We start from the raw sequence: 20,173 nt of genomic DNA, 5'->3' as shown, positions 1-20,173 counted from the left end.
GTGACTTCACTCCTTTATGGGGTTTTCGGTTTGGTTACTTGAAAACTTCTCCAAATTGGGGTGAAGTCCTTTTTTATGGCCCTAAAATCCTTAGTAAATCAAGTGTTGGAAAATTGCAAAAGGCTCAAATAATAAATATTTTTGTTATACCAGTTATTTTAGTTAACAACCGTTAAACACCGGTTTTCTTTTTTCAATAAAGGCCCGCATGCCTTCTTTCTGGTCCGCAGTCCCATAGAGCATTGACCAGGCATCCGTTTCCAGCTTCAAACCGGTCTCAAGGTCACAACTCCAAGCCGCATTGATCGCCATCTTCGCCATCCGCAGAGCGATCGGCGGTTTTTTCGCCAGTTTCTTGGCCCAGGTTTTCGCAGTATCCATTAATTCATTCACCGGTACAACTTTATTCACGATTCCCAGTTCCAACGCCGTCTGGGCATCAATCGGTTCGCCGAAGAAAATCATTTCTTTGGCTTTGCAGATCGAGATATTTTGCACCAGTCGCTGGGTTCCACCGCCGCCGGGGAAAATTCCCACGTTGATCTCCGGCAGGGCAAACCTGGCGTTGTCCGCCGCGATCCGCAGGTCACACGCCAGCACACTTTCCATTCCACCGCCAAAAGCGTATCCCGCAACCGCTGCGATCGTCGGTTTCGGCATATCGACAAAAAGCCGCTGACTGGCTACGACTTTGTCGGCAAACTGCCGGGCCTCAACTACTCCAAACTTAGAAAAAGATACCAGATCTCCCCCCGCGCAGAATACCTTTTCTCCCCCCGTAATGATGACCGCCTTAATCTCAGGGTCCTTTCCGACCTCAGCAAAAATCTCGATGCGCTCATTGATCATCTCTTCATTGGTCGCATTGAGTGCCTCTGGACGGTTGTATTGGATTATGGCAATATTGTCTTCAATGGTCACCAGCATGGTATTGTACTTCTTATCACGGTAGGACATGAAACCACTCCTCCCTATCATTACTAGTTCTTCGGGAAAAACTTTTCAGATCCAGGAGATAATTATTCTCGGCATCAATGAAGTCATAGCTTTCAAGGTTGAAGATCTGTTTAATTGATCAGAGAACCTCCGCAGACCTGAAGCTCAACACCAGTGATAAAACTGGCCTCATCAGAAGCCAGGAAGCAGATGACGTTAGCCTGGTCCTCCGGCTGCCCCGGCCGACCTAGTGGTATCTTTTTAACTTTTTCTTCCAAAATGTGTCCAGGTATGGTTTTGATCATGTCAGTGGCAGTAAGCCCTGGTTCAATAGTGTTGACCGTGATGTTATAGCGTCCCAATTCCTTGGCTAAACTTTTGGTCAAGCCAATAATTCCTGCTTTGGAAGCCGCATAATTGGCCTGCCCAGGATTTCCGTAAGCTGAGACAGAAGATACATTAACAATTCTGCCGCTCTGTTGCTTTTGCATATATGGAACCACAGCACGGCAAACATTAAAGGTACCTGTTAAATTAACGTCGATGACCCGCTGCCACTGCTCCAGTGACATCTTATGGAACAAGGAGTCACTAGTAATACCAGCGTTATTGACCAGGATATCAATATGGCCAAATTTCGCCATGACCTGTTCCACCATCTGCATCACTGCTGCATAGTCGCTTATATCACAAGCCAAGCCAAGGCTGTTATGCCCACTGGGATCAATAGAGCTAGCCACGCGCCGGGCGTTGGTCTCATCTATATCTACTACCGCCACTTTTGCTCCTTCGGCCGCTAACTTACGCGCAGTTGCTTCGCCTATCCCTCGTCCAGCCCCGGTTACTAGCGCCACCTTACCATTTAGCCTGTTCATGTATCCTCACCTCCTTATGTCTCGAGCCTAAGAGGTTATTCAGCAGACCCGAGCCGGCGCCCGGGTCTGCGCAACTTTGGGCAAATGAGTTTGAACAACTCCTACTGGGACATATTAAATCTGCCTCATGTCCAGCCTCACCGCTAACATAGTTCAAAAATGCCAGCCGCTCCCTGGCCACCACCAATGCACATGGTGACCATGCCGTATTTCACCTGGCGTCTCTCCATTTCATACATCAAGGTTGCCGTCAGCTTGGCTCCCGTACAACCCATGGGATGCCCTAAAGCGATTGCCCCGCCATTCACATTAACAATCTCCTGATTCAGGCCAAGTTCTCTGATGCAGTATAGTGATTGGGAAGCAAAAGCCTCATTCAGTTCGATCAAACCGATGTCACTCAAATCCAGACCAACCTGTTTAAGAACCTTCGGGACAGCAAATACTGGCCCGATCCCCATTTCATCCGGACGACATCCCGCAACTGCAAAGCCGAGGAACTTGAGCCGTGGTTTAACCCCTAATTCTTTGGCCTTATCAGCCGACATCAGGATAACTGCCGCTGCCCCGTCGGTGGTCTGAGAGGCATTGCCCGCAGTCACCGTCCCGCCGGGAACAAAAACCGGTTTCAGTTTGGCCAGCCCTTCCAGCGAGACATCATACCTGATACCCTCATCCTTATCAAATAATATTTCCTTGGTCACCGGCTTGTTGTCCGGTCTCAGGGTGGTAATCTTGACCGGCACGGGAACAATTTCCTCTTTAAACTTGCCACTCTTTGTGGCTGCCGCTGCTTTCTGGTGACTGGCCAGGCCAAACAGGTCCTGGTCTTCCCGGCTGATCCCGTAGCGTTTGGCCACGTTCTCCGCCGTCAGGCCCATGGGCGTGTAGATCAGCCCAAGTTCAGGATGCACGGCAATATCCGGGTTCGGGCGACGTACCCCACCCATGGGCACCATGGTCATATGTTCGACGCCGCCAGCAAGCACAATATCACAACGGCCAGACATAATGGCCTCCGCGCCAAAAGCGATGGCCTGCAAGCCAGATGAACAGAAACGATTAATCGTGCAAGCTGGAACCGTTTCCGGAATACCAGCATAAAGAGCGGTCACTCTGGCGGTATTCACGCCGCAGGCCTGTTCCGGGGTGGCACAACCCCAGATCACGTCATCAATCATAGCGGGCTGGAAATCTCCGCCAATCCTTCTCATCGCTTCCTCAATACAAACCTTGCCCAAAAACTCCGGCCTGGTGTCCCTTAAAGTTCCTCGCGGCGCTCTACCGCCGGCGGTACGCACTGCTGAAACAATTACCGCTTCTCTCAATCGGATTCCCTCCCCAAATTAAACTGTTTTTGCCAGGTCTAATTCCGTAAAGGTTTACCTTTAGTCAACATGTGGACGATCCGGTCCTGAGTCTTTTGCTCACCGCACAGACTGAGGAAAACCTCTCTTTCCAGATCCAGGAGATACTGTTCATTAATCATGGTTCCTGCGGTGATCTGACCTCCCGCCATGACATCAACAATTTTGCAAGCAATATGCCAGTCGTACTCACTCATATAACCGGCATGCATCATCTGTCTGGTACTGCTCTTTATCAAGCCCAGCCCATTCTGACCAACAGCCGGGAATGGTTTGCTGAGCAGTGGAGTATAACCGATGTCAATCAACTCCAGGACCCTCTTCTTCGCATCAGCGATCAGGAAATCATTGTTGAGAGTAATCCGGTCGGTTGGCCGCATATACCCGAGGTCAACACCCTCTTTGCCGCTCGTGGATACCTTGGCCGTCATGATATTTTGGAAATAAGGTGTAATGAAATCAATCGCGAAAGCGCTGGTTCCCTTAATCCTTTCCATTGCCCGCATTGTCATTTCCTTGAGGCCGCCGCCAGCTGGAATCAGCCCTACACCAACCTCCACCAGGCCGAAATAGGTTTCCCCGGCAGCCTGGATGGCCGAACTGTGCATGGCCATTTCACACCCGCCGCCCAGCGTCATCCCGAAGGGCGCGACTACAACCGGCTTATCCGAATATTTATTGGCCAGGTAAACATCCTGCGTCATCTTCAGTCCCCGGTCAATCTCGGCCCAGTTCTTAGCGGTAATCTGTTCCATGACCCAGTTCAGGTCAGCTCCGACACAGAAGTTCCGGCCGGACCCTGTAATCACCAGGCCCTCCCAGTTCTGCGCCAGTTCTTCCTGAGCCTGCTTTATGATCTCGATGACTCCCGCATTGATCGCCCCGGTGCGCGTATGCAATTGCAGGCAAATCACTCCGTCGCCAATATCGTAAATGGTACCCGCTTCATTGGCTTTGATCACCTTGTTTTTGGCTTTCAGTTCCGCCAGGACAATTACCTCGGGCTTGTGTTGAATGGGAACATATTTTTTCTCTGGGATGGAATAATAATACTCAATGCCGTCTTCAGTCTTGTAGAACGAGTTGAACCCGGCCGCCAGCATCTCTTTCACCCAGGCGGGAACAACTACGCCTTCTGCCTCCATCCGGGCTACATATTTGGGCAGATCCATCCCCGTCCACATTTCAAATGGACCAGCGGCGTAATTATAGCCCCACCGCATCGCCCGGTCGATGTCGAGAATATTGTCGGCGATCTCCGGAATCTTGGAAGCTGCATACACAAAAGTGTCTCTGATATGCTTCCAGACAAATTTAGCTGCGACGTCATCGCCTTCAAAGAAGGCCTCTAATTTCCTGGCCAGGGTCTTTTCTTTGTTGGCCGTCTCAAGACTGGGGAAAGACACCGGTTTAATCGGTTTATATTCAAAAGTATTGAGGTCAATAGCTAATTTTTCCTTACCCTCTTTTTTATAGAAACCGGCTTTGGTCTTGTTCCCCAACAGGCCCCGGTTCCTCATTTCATAATAGAAGTTGGGGCGGACAAACAACTGCTTCTCGGCCGGGTCTTCCACATTGTTGTACACGGTGTCCCCGGAAGCAATGGCAATATCCAGCCCCACCAGGTCAATCAACCCAAAAAACGCTGTTGACGGTCGTCCCATCGCCGGACCGGCAATGGCGTCCACCTCTGGAACAGTCAGGCCGAATTCCACTGTCTTATTAGCAATCGAACAGCCACTGTTTACCCCCAGGCGATTGGCGATAAAGTTCGGGGTATCTTTACAAAACACAATCCCCTTCCCCAGCACTTTTTCCCCAAAATCAGCCATGAAACGAACAACTTCCGGTAGAGTGTCTCTACATGGAATAATTTCTAATAATTTCATGTAGCGAACAGGATTAAAGAAGTGTGTACCCAGCCAGTATTGCCTAAATTCCAGTGGCATCTCTTCCGCTATCCTGTTCACCGAAATACCTGAGGTGTTGGTTGTCACAATCGTTCCCGGTTTGATATACGGCTGTATTTTTTTCAATACCGCCTTTTTGACCTCCAGATTTTCCGGGACCACTTCGACAATCCAATCACACTCGGACAGCCAGGCCAGATTGTCTTCCATGTTCCCTGCCGTGATCAGATCGATGTCTTCTTTGTTCATTAATTGCGCTGGGCGCGCCTTGAGAAGCGCCTGTTTGTTGTTCTCCGCGATCTGGTTTCTAAACTCAGGGCTCTCAGGGGTTAGGCCTTTCGACTTATCTGCTTCCGTAAGTTCAGTAGGCACAATATCCAGCAAATAACTGCGGATGCCGGCATTGGCCAGGTGTGCAGCAATACCGCTTCCCATCGTTCCCGAACCGAGTATTGCCACTCGTTTAATTCTTTTCTTCACGAAGCTTACCTCCAATCCTTGCTCACCATAAAAATGTGTTAAAACACACCACTAAACATCTCGGCATTCGCTTCTTCTCTCATCTTTCTATCAACAACTGAAATGCCGCCCTCCGAATCAGTCTGCCTTATTCGATCTTCGCTGTTCGGCGCCAGATACCGAGCTTCTCCGCCTCTTTAACCAGGTCGTCCCGGAAGTCAGGATGAGCGATCGAGATGAGCAATTCCGCCCGCTGCCAGTTGGACTTGCCCTTCAGAATGACTTTGCCATATTCTGTTACCAGGTAATGCACGATCGGTCGCGGCGTCGTTACTACCGCTCCCGGGGTCAGCGTGGGCACGATGCGGGACGCCCGCACGCCTTTTCTCTCGTAGGTAGATGTCATCGCCAGGAAGGATTTACCGCCCTTGGAAAAGAAAGAACCGTAGGCGAATTCCAACTGCCCACCTGAACCGGAAATCATCCGCGTACCCTTGCTCTCCGAACAAGCCTGGCCCGTCAGGTCGACCTCCAGAGTGTTATTGATGGAAATAAAGTTGTCGTTGGCCATGATGTACTGGGGATAGTTGGTGAAATAAACGGGACAGTTAGCCAGAACCGGGTTGTCATCAATCCACTCCCAGAAGCGTTTCGAACCCATTGAGAAGGTGTAGGTAATCTTGCCAGGTAATAGGGCTTTTCTCCGCCCGGTTACTTTTCCTGCCAGATACATGTTCATCATCGCTTCACACAATTGTTCGCTGTGAATCCCCAGGTCCTTCAGGTCTGACTGGGCAATCATCTCGCCAATGGCTGCCGGCATGGCCCCGATCCCCAGTTGAATGCAAGCCCCATCAGGGATTTCCTCCACGATCAGTTCTGCAATTTTTGTGTCTTCCGGCGTCGGTGGGGGGTTTTTGATATCCGGTAATGGTACATCAGCCCGTGGGTCCTCCACAATCATATCCACTTCAGAAATATGAATCGCTTCTTCAAAACCCCCGAGTGCCCGCGGCATGGACGGGTTGATCTCAACAATAACCGTTCTGGCCATTTCGCAGATAGCCTTAATATACGTCGCCTGGGGGCCAAAATTGAAATACCCATGTTTGTCCATCGGACAAACCGCAATCATCACTACATCTGACTTGGAGTACCCCATGCGATACCAGTCCGGTGCCTGCCCAAAAGCAGATGGTGCGTAATAGGCCAACCCCTTGTCGTGCAGGTAGCGCTCGGGAGCAGTCATGTGGCCGCTGTTATACCGAAAATGGGTGGTAGTCGGGTCAGCCTCAACAGTATAGAACTTCATCGGGCAGGTGGCACAACCAATATTTACCTCATACAGTTCGTCCTTCCGTTTCGCCAACTCCATGTCCAGCGCGGTCGGCTTGGTAAAGCTGTACCCATAACGGACAAAATCTCCCGACTTAACTACTTTCACCGCTTCCTCTGCAGATACCAGCTTACTCCGGTACATCTCCATCAGATCGCTCACAGTACTGACCTCCTCTCAATATGATCGTCACCCAGCAAATAATAAACTTTGTTCTCCTTTGATAACTACCGTTTCTCAGTCGCAAATCGTCTTTTTCCTTGCACTATCCACCTCCTTTTTCCTTTATTCTTCTTTGATTCCCGCCAGGTATTTAGCTAGGTTTTTCTTGCTTTCAAGGTCGTAAGTCGCCAGCACCGCGATGTCCTCCATGATCGGTGAACCTCCACCGTGTACCCCGGCCACCTGTTTGATCGAAGAATTATCTGAGGTTAACAGGTCACTGGCCAAATGGAAAGCCCGATAATGGTTTTCCGGCGAAACGCCCGCTCTCCTGGTTACGTATTTCCGGACAAAATCACCGACGATCGGGCTGGTATATTCCTTAGAGAATGGTAGAGTAGCTGGCAGACCACCAGCGATTTCACACAGAATATTAAATTCACGGTAAATGTTGTGACCCGCATGTCTCCTCCCTACATTGGCATACACAATGTTCGGGATCTGCGTGCCAGACGGAGCTTTTATCGATTTTACTGCCGAGGCGATCCCCGCCGCGTACACCAGTTCGGCCGTGCTGACCATTTCGGCCAGTCTCTCCCGGACATGGCTCTTTTTTTCGATCCCAAGATAATCAGCCACCAACGCTGTCGCGCCCATCAGCACATCACCCGTACCCGGTTTGCAGCCGCAATAGCTGTGCCGGTGAAAAAGGGCAAAGAGCAACGCCACTTCACTGCCGAACTCAGTCTCCCCATTGAGGAAGATGCGTTCGTTGGGAACAAAAACATTATCAAAAACGGTAAAACTTTCAACATCCCCAATCTCTGCAATGGGCGCCTCCATCCCCGGTTCTCTTTTGGGATACCAACTTCCCCGTCCGATGAGATAGATTCCCTCAGTATCCGCAGGAATAGCAAAAGCAATCGCGTAGTCCTTCTCATCCTTTTTCAGAGCCCGGGTGGGAATGGCGATGATTTCATCGGCATAAGGTGCCATGGTATTGTGCAGCTTGGCCCCGCGGACAACAACACCATCTACCCTTCTTTCCACCACGTGCAGATACTGGTCAGGATCGGGTTGTTCCCCTGGTCTAAGCCTCCTGTCTCCCTTGGCGTCGGTTTGGGCACAAGCCGCAACCAGATCATTCTCCTGGAAGTATTTCAGATATTTTAGCCACCTTTCGTGGTAGTCGGTCCCGTACTTCAAGTCGGCGTTCTTGGTCGTCACTGACAGGGCATTCATGACATCACACCCCATGCACCGCTGGATGCAACCCCCCACCATCCCGCAAAACTTTCTGGTCATTTCCTGTTTGATCAGTAAATCATCAGGGTTCTGGTGAATGTGCGTAAACCGGTTGATGGTCTGGCCAGTTACGTGGGAAGTCGCTGTTGCCAGTTGCTTATACTGGGGGTCTTCTGCCAGGTCAAAAGTCATGCGGATGGCTTTACTTGCCTGTACAATCCGGGGATCATTCCGACCTATCACCTCCCCGTTTAAGTAGATGTTCTTGCGCATTGTTGCCAGTTTTTCCAAATATTCACTAGCCGTACGCACTAAACTCCCTCCTCAGTCGTGTCGTTTTCCACCGCTGCTCATCCCTGGTAGTTGTAGCCCACTGTAGCCCGGCTGAGATTCTGCCTTGTCCTTCACGGTTACCCCCCTTCAGCAAAATCCCTTTTGCCAAGCTAAATAAATTGCAAATCTAATGCCAAAAATAGACCTACCTAATAAAGTCCCTAGGCAATTCCCACTGAAATCAAATTCTTTTCGTATCGCCACACTTATTTGAGTCAAATCGTCACATCTCCCTGGCACAGAGTGTGTCAACATTGACCTTATAATGATGTACCCTGTATTCAGAACTCAAAAAAAGGTACTATCCTCATAAATAAAGAAGATAGTACCCTTAATCATTCTGAACGGCGCGGTGAATTTGTTGAAGATGTTACTAACAACTCACAGGATTGCCTTGGCTTTCCTCTGCTTCAAATTCATGCAGGGCTTCGCGATATTTCTGGTATCCCGCCGATACTGGTTCTTTGTTATATATTGCAGTCAAAACTGCCAATACCGGAAGCCCCACAGCAAGCGATGGCCACAACGGAGCTATTCCGTATGGACTGCCGGCGAAGTGCCAAACCGCAGCAATTGTGCCGCCAAACAAGATCGACCAAAAAGCCGCGGTAGCATTAATTCGAGGCCACCATAAAGCTAAAAGTAACACCACATTCGCTACTGAACGGATTTGCAAAGCCCCATAGATTTGCATCAAGATAGAACTGGCCTTCATCCCCAGGAAAGTAGCCAGGACTCCGACTAAAACAGCGCTGATCTGGGAAAACCTGAGTTGCTCAGCATCATTTGCTTCAGGTTTAAAGATTTTGTAGAAATCCCTGGTAAGTGAAGTAACGATAAGTAATAACAGCGCTGGTGCTGTGGAAAATATCGCCGCGATGATTGCCATGCTGGCCAGTCCCGCAGCCCATGGGCCAGTGTGCGCCGCCATCGAAAAGAGAGCGGTCTTCCCTGCAGTCGCAGGTAAATGTGCTTTGGCCGCCATCCCGATCAAGGCTGGTAAAAACGCAAACGGAATAATTAGCAGGGTACCAACAATTATTCCATTTCTGGCTGTTTTCAAAGAATCAGCCCCCAAACACACAGCCGTCAGTACTGGGGAAGTAAGGCAGGTGACAGCTGTCCCGAGCACCCAGGCAGTAACAGTCCAACCATCAGGTTGGATAAAATCAAACATCTGTGCTGGCAGAGTAGCACTTAACTGTGAATAACCACCTATATGGCTGAGGGCAAACCAGGCAACAATCCCCATTCCAAGATACATCGCTAAGGAATGGACGACATTCATCCAGGCAACGCCCCTCAACCCACCGGTACAGGTTACAATGATAAAAATAATCCCTGCGATCCAGCCTGCAGTAGTTGTACTTATTTTAAACATAGGCCCCAGGATCCCGCCTGCCGCCGCTGGTTGTACAGCAAAAATAATTCCAAGCGCCAGACACATCAAAACCATAATCAATAAGCGCGTTTTCCTATCAAACATTAACTCATATGCCTCGGGAACAGATATAATACCCATCTTGGTCCCTAAAACCCGGAAAAATTTGAGCGTAAAGATGACATAAGCCAAATACCCACCCACATAGATCCAGTTAGCCCAGACCGCAGAAATACCGACCTTAAACGCTTCAGCCGCGTTGCCAACTGTCCCTGCGCCGGCGATCGTCTCCGCGAACAGCAACGGGATTATCAAAGCTACGCCCAGGCCTCTTTTCGCGATAAAGTATTCCTGGACACTCTTATTGGTTTTGTATAAATATAAACCAATAGCTGTTGTCAACACCAGATAAGCAATCATCATAATTGCTGCTGTGGTCATTTTTAAATCACCCTTTCAAAAAACTTTTCACTCATCTTCCAGGTAAGCAGTTCCCCTCCAGCTAAGCTAATCGCTTTACTTTTTGCCTTCAAATTCACCTCCCCTACAAAAGGCCCATCTTTGTCAGCTTGACAAATAATTATTTCTTTTCGAAATTTTCCAAATTGCAAATCTAATACCAAAGTTATTTTATTCATAAAAAATAGCCCTCTTATCCTTTCAAAGTCGATAACTCTGTCACAGTTGAACTTGTCCTTTGTGCCAAATAGTCAAATTGTACCGACACAACCTGTGACAATCTGGCACTGTCAGGTCACAAATTGAAGGTAATTATCCCGTGATAAAAAATCCCCAACTTAATAATAGTTGGGGACATTTAACATTAACCAAGTAAAATTAGATAAACCTAGACAGCCAGCCTCCCACCGTCAACGATCAAACAATGGCCAGTAATATAATCGGAAGCGGCCGAACTTAAAAAGACAATGGCACCCTTCAGGTCTTGATCATTCCCTAACCGACCCAACGGCACACGGGCCACCACCAGATGGCCAATCTTTTTTAGAATTCCCTCACTCATATGACTAGGGAAAAATCCTGGAGCGATAGCATTTACGTAGATTCCGTAACGGGCCCATTTCACGGCCAGGTCTTTGGTCAGGGTAATGACGGCCCCCTTACTGGCATTATAGGCAACTGTATTCTGTGATTCAGGAAACGCACCTATGAAACCCGCAACCGAAGCAATATTGATAATTTTACCTCTTCCCTGTTCCTTCATTACCCGGGCCGCCATCGCTGATAACTGAAAGAGACCGGTTAAATTAACATCCAGTACTTGTTGCCATTTATCCATAGGATAATTCAATGAGTCTGCACCCCAGGTGAAGCCAGCGTTATTAACTAGGATATCTAAAGTCCCAAACTCTTTCACTGTCAAATCTACCAATCTTTGACAGTCATCGGGCTTGCTCACATCGCAGGCAGCGGGAATGGCTTTCACTCCCAGTTGTTTCAACTGCTCGCACAACTCAGCACACCGCTCCACCCGGCGTGCGGCTACTACTAGATTAGCGCCGGCTTCCGCCAGAGCCGTGGCCATCTGGGCCCCTAAACCAATAGAGCCACCGGTCACTACAGCTGTCTTACCCGTCAAATCAAACATTTCTTTCACATGCACATTTAAACCCTCCCGGTCTGTAAATTGGAATATCATATCGACCCAATCATAAGTATTAGTTAATAACTAACCAGGATCACCTCACTCTCATATGTTCCGAAAAAACATTAAACATCAAGAATAAATTAATTGTCCTGCTTTAATGCAAAATTTGTTCCATTATTCTCCTCCCGTTTTAAGGATAAAATGACCTCCTCCATATACAGCGACATGCAGCGACAAAAATACCCATAATATTACAAAAAGCGGCCATTGTTTTCTATGAGATGATGGAATATACTAAATATTGGAATAATATTTATAATTTTACTTTTTTTGTATGAAAAGTAACTACAATTAGCATTTAAGCCAAGGCGAAAACGGAAGATTATTTTCATGGGTAAAATGTCGATATTTGCCGAAATGGCCCTACGACGAAGTCACATTTACATAGATAAACACCGAAAGGAGTTGATATAAAATCAGCAATAGCGCTTTATGGAACGAATTAAGGCGCAAGTGGGAGCTGTATCATGAAAAGCCTGAGCTACGGGAAAATTTGCGCCCGGAAATCAGAAATTCCTGGGAACGCAGTTATCATTATGGAGTTTCGCCCACACTACAAATGAATCCCTACGTTTGTACCAAAGCCGAATTAACATCGGCCCTGGAGAAATCACGATATTTGGTCGATATTTCTGTCCCCATCATCAAGTCCTTAACGAAATACCTTTCAGGACTCTCTGCCATCACTGTTCTGGCCGATGAGAAGCTTTGTATCCTAAAAATCATCGGTGATAAGCCTGCCCTGGATTGGGCTAAACGAGCTCATATTCACGAAGGTTCCTTGTGGTCAGAAAAGCTGGTAGGCACCAATGCTGGTGGTTTAATGGCGGCATTGACCAAACCAGTCGCGGTTATTGGGTATGAGCATTTTTGTCTTTTTGCTTACTGCGGCTCCTGTTTCTGCGCGCCAATTATTGATCAGGGAAAAATTATCGGTAACGTCGCGATATTGGCTTCTGTTAACCGAGCAAGTAGTCAAACTTTGGGGATGGTAGCAGCAATCACAAAATTAATCGAATTGAAAATCATCCAGGAAAGGACCACAACGCTGCAGAAAGCTGTATTGGAGTCGATGCCTGAAGGGATTCTTGTAGTTGACAGCAGCGGGATTATCAACTTCACGAACGAAAATTGCGAAAGAATGTTGCAACAGCCCAATCGGATGTTGATTGGCATGAATATCTCTGACTTGTTTGGAAAAGATCCTGACAGTCGGTACTTAATAAATACGATAACCGGCCGAAATACCATCAAAGAAGAACCATTACTACTTAAAGTAGGGAAAGAAAAGATCCGTTATAACGTCACCTGTACCCCGCTTAGTAATTTTGCATCGCCCCAGGTTGGCTCGGTGATAATCCTCAGGGAAAATAATCGAACAATTCACCTGGTCAGTAAAAAGATTGGTAACCTGCCTAAGATGACGTTTAACGACATAGTAGGCAATAACACCACATTCATACAAGCCATCCACATTGCTAAAGCAGCTGCCAATTCGTCTTCGAACGTGTTGCTCCTTGGAGAAAGCGGGACGGGTAAAGATGTCATCGCCCAGTCCATCCATAACGCGAGTGCGAGAAGGAATAAACCTTTTATTGCCATAAACTGCGCGGCCTTGCCAAGAGATCTGATTGCGAGTGAGCTTTTTGGGTATGAAGAAGGGGCTTTTACGGGAGCAAGAAAGGGTGGACAGATTGGTAAGTTCGAACTTGCCGATCAAGGTACGATCTTTCTTGATGAAATCGGCGATATACCCCTTGATTTGCAGGCTTCCCTGTTGAGGGTGCTTGAGGAAAAAAGCGTGATGCGCTTAGGCGGGACCAAGTTTATCCCCGTCAACGTCAGGGTAATTGCCGCCACGAATAAGGACCTGGAGGAAGAGATCAGCCACAACCGTTTCCGACGTGACCTCTATTACCGCTTGGGTGTAATCAAGATCACCATTCCCCCTCTCCGCGAACGGCCAGACGACATCATGTTGCTGGCCCAACATTTCTTAGAAACAATTAGCCAGCGCTTAAACAAACCAATCATGGCCCTGGCTCCTGAGGTTGTCAATGCATTTATGAATTACAACTGGCCGGGGAATGTCAGAGAACTGCAAAATGTATTGGAAGCAGCGATTCAACTCACCTCGGGAAACACAATTTCTTATGATTACATCCAGGAATACCTTAGGTCAAATGAAGAAAGTACACCAAAACAAGACGAAGAAAATCTAACCATCTCTTGCATAGAAAAACAAATGATTTTAAAATGTCTGGGTAAACACAACTATAATAAAAGCAAAACCGCCAAGGCTCTGGGAATATCACGTCGAACTTTGTACAGACGTTTGAAAGAATATAACATCGAATAAGTCCATCCTGCTCACGATTTCAACGAATTTCCATTCAAGGAAAGCGTGTCGGCGGGAACAAAGCTGGTTATGAAAACTCATCACCCCATGGACAGATTGGAGCATGTCCAGTATGCTCGCCTGGATCAGCTCGATCAATTGGTCCGGCTGGAAATCCCCATCTGCATTCAACCGACAGACCACAGTAACCGATATTAAAGGTTAAGAGGGATAAGGGCAGACCCTTCCCTATTATTCTGTTCTGGTTGTTTTCGACAGTCAGGGATATAATGTCTTTCGGTTTGTAATCGGTTATCGTCATGTAGACAAGAAACAACGTAATAATTTACAGTAGAAGAGCAAGTATGATTAAGCCCGCCTAATACACACTCAGTTTCATTCAGGCCTCCAGTTTGATTTATTTATTTGTTGAAATTATTTTCGCAAACTTCTTAGAACTTGTGAAGTCTTCATTTGTATTGAAGTTTACGGTGTTAATTAAAAAACCCTTCCCCTCCCCTCCACCCCGCATAAATGGATTTTATGGGAGGTAATAAAGTTTTTCCGTGAAGCAGTAATATTTCTCCTATAATTTCCCAAATACTACTCTAATTTTTGTGAAAAAAGTTGTTCCAAAAGGACAGGTTCATGGATAAAAGGAAAAAGGGATAAGTGGCGTAAACCTTGCTTTTTCAAGGCCTTACCACTTATCCCTTCGTTATTCTGTAAAGACTTAATCCTTAATCTTTTTCCCTTATCCCTTCCCACTCAGAACCACTTTTTTCACATGGGGAAAAGGTATAAATGAGAAATACAATAAATAGATAAATAGACTCGCCCCTACTCCACCGTAACCGATTTGGCCAGGTTTCTCGGCTTATCCACATCGCAGCCACGCTGGACAGCTACGTAGTAGGCCAGCAACTGCAGCGGGATGACAGTGAGGATCGGCGCCAGTAAGGGCAGGGTCTTGGGCAGATAAATCACTTCATCTACCGACTTAGCAATCTCTTGGTTCCCTTCGAAGGTGATCCCGATAACCGTCGCGTCCCGGGCCTTGACTTCCTTGACATTGCTCATCATCTTGTCGTACAGGTCTTCCTGGGTCGCTAGAGCAATCACGGGAATTCCCTCTACGATCAAAGCCAGGGTGCCGTGCTTAAGTTCCCCGGCTGCGTAAGCTTCGGCGTGGATATAAGAAATTTCCTTCAGTTTCAGTGAGCCTTCCAGGGCCACGGCGTAATCTAAACCACGGCCGATGAAGAAGGTATCGTCACAGTGGGCGTATTTCTCAGTCAGTTCCTTGACCACTCGCACCCGGTCCAGGATCGCCTGGGCCTGCTGAGGCAGGTTCCGCATTGCCACCAGGATCGGTTCAATCTCTTCGGGTTTCAAGGTTCCCCGATGCTGAGCCAGATAAATGGCCAAGAGGTACATCCCGACTAACTGGGTGGTATAGGCCTTGGTCGAAGCGACTGCGATCTCGGGGCCAGCCCAGGTATAGATGACATCATCTGCTTCGCGGGAAACAGAGCTTCCCACCACATTGGTGACCGCAACTACTCTTGCCCCTTTGGCTTTGGCTTCCCGCAGGGCGGCCAGAGTATCAGCCGTTTCCCCGGATTGACTGATCGCCACCACCAGGGTGTACTGGTCAAGCAGCGGGTTACGGTAGCGGAACTCAGAGGCGATGTCAACCTCGACAGGAATCCGGGCCAGTTTTTCGATCACGTATTTGCCAACGATCCCCGCGTGATAAGCGGTGCCGCAGGCCACAATGGAGATCTTTTTCAACTGGCGAACCGCGTCGGGTGTTAAGCTGACCTCGGAAAGAATAACGCTTTTATTATCAACCGCGATTCGACCGGTCATGGTATCCCGCAGGGCTTTAGGTTGCTCGTGGATCTCCTTGAGCATAAAGTGTTCATAGCCGCCCTTTTCAGCCGCGACCGCATCCCACTTCACCTCAAAGATTTCCTTTTTGACCGGCTGCCCAGTTTGATTGAAGATCTGAACACCGTCCCGGGTCAGAACCGCGATTTCGCCATCGTTCAAGATGTAGGTCTGGCGGGTATGGTTGAGGATCGCCGGGATATCCGAGGCGATAAAATATTCCCCTTGACTCAAACCAACCACCAGCGGGCTGTCCTTCCGGGCCGCCACAAGTTTGTTCGGTTCGTGTTCGCTAAAAACAGCTACAGCATAAGAGCCTTCAACCCGCGCAAGCACTTCCATCATCGCCTGTTCAAGGTTCCCCTGATAAAAATGTTCGATCAGGTGTGGGAGAACCTCGGTATCAGTCTCAGAAACAAAAACGTGCCCCTCTCCCTGCAGCCATTCTTTGAGCGGCAGGAAGTTTTCGATGATTCCATTGTGGACAACGGCGAACTTGCCCGTACAATCAGTGTGAGGATGGGAGTTGATATCTGATGGCCGCCCATGAGTTGCCCACCGGGTGTGGCCGATGCCAATCCGGCTATGGGGCATGTTTACTTCAAACAATATTTCTTCCAGAATGCTGATTTTCCCCGCGCTCTTGGTAACAACCAGGTCGCCCCCGTCCAGCACCGCCAGGCCCGCGGAATCATAGCCGCGGTATTCCAGTTTCTTTAAGCCTTCGATGAGCACGGGCACCGCTGGCTTATCGCCAATGTATCCAACAATACCACACATGGTGTGTTCCTCCCTGTCTAAATTAACCATCCCATAGAATTTCCTTTTTGACAAGCAAAAAACCACGACTCGGTTGACCACGGTTTGATAAAAGCAAATTGATCGTTAAACGTCACAGGCAGTGCTCTTTGTGCCACCGATTACTCGGTGGTTTTGTAGCCCTGCTAACGATGGTGACCCACCGAGGGGCATCCGCCGAATCTTTCGATTAACCCCTTCCTCGTCAACCGTTTTCCCGGTCCTGGCGCTCTATTCTTCGCTGCCGTGGCCAATGTGAAATTATTAACCCTCAACCCGCTTATGCTTCCCCCCTCAAGTTATATTTCCACAAATAACCCGTTTTTCATTATACGGCAAATTAGACCTGAATACCACTAATATTTTACCCCCAAGTAAAAAAGGCCCAGTCTTACAACTGGGCCGAAACCACCGCCGCCAACTCGTCAACCACCTGTTTTAACTCCTCCTCGTCGGATCCCTCAGCCATAACCCGGACCAATGGCTCCGTACCTGACGGGCGGACCAGTACCCGTCCCCGGTCACCGAGCCGTTGCTTGGCCCGTTCGATCGCCGCCGCCACCACTGGGGAAGTATCTAACTTCGACTTGTCTTTGACCCGGACGTTGACCAACACCTGGGGCAGACGCCGCATCTGCTGGGCCAGCTCGAACAAGGATTTCCCTGTCTCCTTGAGGACAGACAACAACTGAAGCGCCGTCAAAATTCCATCACCGGTGGTGTTGTATTTAAGAAAAATGATGTGGCCGGACTGTTCCCCACCCAGAATCGCCCCGGTCTTCAACATTTCCTCCAGAACATACCGGTCACCGACCCTGGTCTCATGGACCCTAATCCCTTCTTGCTTGAGCGCCAGGTGTAGACCCAAGTTGCTCATTACCGTCGCCACAATGGCGTTGCCGGGAAGTCGACCGGTCCGGCTCAGGTGGAGGGCGCAGATCACCATAATAAAATCTCCATCTACAATGTTACCGTATTCATCAACCATAATCACCCGGTCGGCATCGCCATCAAAAGATATTCCCAGATCAGGCTTATGCTCAAGGACCGCCGCCCGCAGTGTACTGGGATAAGTAGAACCACAGTGGTAATTGATGTTAATCCCGTTAGGCCGATCATTAATCGCGATCACCCGCGCCCCCAATTCACGCAAAACCTGGGGGGCCGTTTCGTATGCCGCTCCGTTCGCGCAGTCAACCAGGATGGTCATCCCGCTTAAGTCCATCGCCACCGTACTCTTGAGAAACTCCGCGTAGCGGTTAACCGCTCCGTCAACTTCGTACACTCTCCCAATTTCCTCGCCAATCGGTCGGGGTATTTCTTGATCATCTTCCAGTACCAGGCGCTCGATCTCGGTCTCCAGGTCGTCATCCAGCTTGTATCCCGTCCCCGCGAAGAACTTGATCCCATTATCCGCCACCGGGTTATGGGAAGCCGAGATGACTACGCCGGCCGTAGCTTCCAGTGCCCGGGTCAAATAGGCAATGCCTGGGGTTGGTAAGATGCCAACCCGCAGGGCGTCCGCCCCGACCGAGCAAATCCCGGCCAGCAAGGCCGCCTCTAACATATCCCCGGAGATACGGGTATCTTTTCCGATCACAATCCGCGGGTGTTTTGCTTCACGGGTGAGCACATAAGCTCCAGCGCGCCCCAAGCGGAAAGCCAGTTCCGGGGTTAACTCCTGATTGGCCACCCCTCTTGCCCCATCGGTTCCAAATAACTCTCCCATTTTCGTCAATACTCCTTTCCTGACGGCAGCACTAGCGGCTTATTAACCATTATATTCCAATAATATCGTGTTGGCTCTCGATAAGTGTCCTCAACACTGGATTTTCTTGGTCTGCTACAGTTGGTAAGGCATACTTCTGGTAAATCGCCTCTGCGATGCGCAGGCCATCAACTGCAGCACTGACGATTCCCCCGGCATAACCGGCTCCTTCACCGGCCGGATACAGTCCTTTAGTGTTGACTGACTGAAATGTCTTGTCCCTGGTGATGCGCAAAGGTGCCGAGGTGCGCGTCTCCACCCCAGTCAGACACGCCGCCGGACTGCCAAACCCGGCCAGCTTCCGGTCAAAGTTGGCCAAAGCGTTGCGCAGCGTCTCTCCTACAAACTTCGGCAAACAGTTCCACAGGTTGGCCGGGGTGACCCCAGGTCGATATGTGGGGTACGCCCCCAGGTTAACCGAGTTCGAGGGCTGATCGGCCAGGAAATCAACCACCAGCTGTGCTGGGGCATGCCAGTTGCGCCCGCCCAGTTCAAAGGCCCGTCTTTCCCATTCCCGCTGAAACTCGATCCCGGCAGTTGGTTCCGGGCTAGGAAAATCGTTAGGACTAACCGAAACCACAACCGCGCTGTTGGCCACTCCGGAATCACGGGCAAAAGTACTCATCCCGTTGGTAACCACACCCCCAATCTCCGAAGCGGCCCCCACCACGTAACCGCCGGGGCACATGCAGAAGGTATAAGCGGCGCGCTGAGTTGTCTCATCCTTGTAGACCAGTTGATAGTCGGCTGGGCCGAGGTCGGGATGGCCGGCCAGTTCACCAAACTGGGCCTGGTCAATCAAACCCTGGGGATGCTCAACCCTGACCCCCACCGCAAACGGTTTGGCCTCCAGATATACGCCCCGCCTGGCCAGGAGTTGATAGGTGTCCCGGGCGCTATGGCCGATGGCCAGAACAATGATATCCGTGGCCAGGTCGTACCGGTCATTAATCTGAAGCCCAACCAGGCGCTGCTGTTCGATATACAGATCTGTTAATTGACTGCGGAAAAAGACCCGCCCACCCCGCTTGATAATCATCTGCCGCAAGTTTTGCACCACTGTCCTGAGCTTGTCCGTCCCGATGTGCGGCTTGTGGAGGTAGAGGATCTCCGGGGGAGCGCCGGCCTGCACCAGGCGCTCCAGCACCTGCTCCACCCGGGGGTCGTTGATACGAGTCGTCAGTTTCCCATCGGAAAACGTCCCCGCCCCGCCTTCGCCAAACTGCACATTGGACTGCGGGTCGAATTCCCCGTCTGCCCAGAAGCGTTCGACGGTCTCGGTCCGACGGTTGACCTCCTGACCGCGCTCCAACACAATCGGCCGGTACCCCCATTCGGCCAGAGCCAGGGCTGCAAACAGCCCGGCTGGTCCCATCCCCACCACCACCGGTGGATGCGTAAGCGGAGTATCCCCACGCTTAATCGTCAGCGGCGGAGTGGGGACCACTATTTTGATATCCGGGTGTCGTTTGATGTTATTAGCCAAAGAGGTCGCCTCTGTTATTTCGAGATCAACAGTGTAAACAAAATAAATCTCCGGTTTACGCCGGGCGTCAATGGATTTCCGGACCAGACGGTGGTCAACCACCACCTTCAGGGGAAGTTTTGCTTTCTTCACCGCCAGTTTGAGCACATCGTCTGGATTGTGCCCGACCGGCAGTTTCAGGTTGCTGATTCTAATTTTCATTGGATTTGGGTCGTTGCCT

At 49.6% G+C, this 20,173-nt stretch carries 13 protein-coding genes; 1 reads left to right on the top strand and 12 read right to left on the bottom strand.

The window, feature by feature from the left end; translation table 11 throughout:
* Positions 1 to 162: 162 nt before the first annotated feature.
* From HPY81_07855 to HPY81_07815, 9 genes are all read right to left on the bottom strand, one after another.
* Positions 163 to 957, bottom strand: a complete 795-nt coding sequence (locus tag HPY81_07855) for an enoyl-CoA hydratase (protein ID NPV27340.1) — start codon at positions 955 to 957, stop codon at positions 163 to 165.
* A 110-nt stretch (positions 958 to 1,067) separates the two neighbouring features.
* On the bottom strand, positions 1,068 to 1,811 hold the full coding sequence (fabG, locus tag HPY81_07850) for a 3-oxoacyl-ACP reductase FabG (protein NPV27339.1): 744 nt from the start codon (positions 1,809 to 1,811) through the stop codon (positions 1,068 to 1,070).
* Between the two features lie 143 nt (positions 1,812 to 1,954).
* Entirely contained in the window at positions 1,955 to 3,139 is a 1,185-nt protein-coding gene (locus tag HPY81_07845) for a thiolase family protein (GenBank protein ID NPV27338.1), read from the bottom strand.
* A 38-nt stretch (positions 3,140 to 3,177) separates the two neighbouring features.
* Positions 3,178 to 5,568, bottom strand: a complete 2,391-nt coding sequence (locus HPY81_07840; GenBank protein NPV27337.1) for a 3-hydroxyacyl-CoA dehydrogenase — start codon at positions 5,566 to 5,568, stop codon at positions 3,178 to 3,180.
* 127 nt (positions 5,569 to 5,695) lie between these two features.
* Complete coding sequence (locus tag HPY81_07835) at positions 5,696 to 7,033, bottom strand: butyryl-CoA:acetate CoA-transferase (protein NPV27336.1); 1,338 nt, start codon at positions 7,031 to 7,033, stop codon at positions 5,696 to 5,698.
* 135 nt (positions 7,034 to 7,168) lie between these two features.
* Positions 7,169 to 8,602, bottom strand: coding sequence for an aromatic ring hydroxylase (locus tag HPY81_07830; GenBank protein ID NPV27335.1), 1,434 nt, complete (start codon positions 8,600 to 8,602; stop codon positions 7,169 to 7,171).
* Between the two features lie 394 nt (positions 8,603 to 8,996).
* Entirely contained in the window at positions 8,997 to 10,427 is a 1,431-nt protein-coding gene (locus tag HPY81_07825) for a sodium:solute symporter family protein (GenBank protein ID NPV27334.1), read from the bottom strand.
* A gap of 20 nt (positions 10,428 to 10,447) precedes the next feature.
* On the bottom strand, positions 10,448 to 10,642 hold the full coding sequence (locus HPY81_07820; GenBank protein NPV27333.1) for a hypothetical protein: 195 nt from the start codon (positions 10,640 to 10,642) through the stop codon (positions 10,448 to 10,450).
* Between the two features lie 209 nt (positions 10,643 to 10,851).
* Positions 10,852 to 11,625, bottom strand: a complete 774-nt coding sequence (locus tag HPY81_07815) for an SDR family oxidoreductase (protein ID NPV27332.1) — start codon at positions 11,623 to 11,625, stop codon at positions 10,852 to 10,854.
* Positions 11,626 to 12,229: 604 nt separating this feature from the next.
* Between HPY81_07815 and HPY81_07810 the strand changes: the two genes are divergently transcribed.
* Positions 12,230 to 14,029 carry a sigma 54-interacting transcriptional regulator gene (locus tag HPY81_07810; protein ID NPV27331.1) on the top strand — a complete coding sequence of 600 codons (1,800 nt, stop codon included), beginning with the start codon at positions 12,230 to 12,232 and terminating at the stop codon, positions 14,027 to 14,029.
* 819 nt (positions 14,030 to 14,848) lie between these two features.
* On the opposite strand, the gene glmS is transcribed toward HPY81_07810, so the two are convergent.
* From glmS to HPY81_07795, 3 genes are all read right to left on the bottom strand, one after another.
* Entirely contained in the window at positions 14,849 to 16,681 is a 1,833-nt protein-coding gene (gene glmS / locus HPY81_07805; GenBank protein ID NPV27330.1) for a glutamine--fructose-6-phosphate transaminase (isomerizing), read from the bottom strand.
* 409 nt (positions 16,682 to 17,090) lie between these two features.
* Complete coding sequence (locus HPY81_07800) at positions 17,091 to 18,428, bottom strand: phosphoglucosamine mutase (GenBank protein NPV27329.1); 1,338 nt, start codon at positions 18,426 to 18,428, stop codon at positions 17,091 to 17,093.
* Positions 18,429 to 18,477: 49 nt separating this feature from the next.
* Positions 18,478 to 20,154, bottom strand: a complete 1,677-nt coding sequence (locus HPY81_07795) for a hypothetical protein (protein ID NPV27328.1) — start codon at positions 20,152 to 20,154, stop codon at positions 18,478 to 18,480.
* Positions 20,155 to 20,173 lie beyond the last annotated feature (19 nt).

This window comes from Bacillota bacterium (assembly GCA_013178045.1).
Lineage (GTDB): Bacteria > Bacillota > Ch66 > Ch66 > Ch66 > Ch66.
The sequence above is the reverse complement of the archived record's forward strand: the minus strand, read 5'-3'. Positions and strand labels throughout refer to the sequence as shown.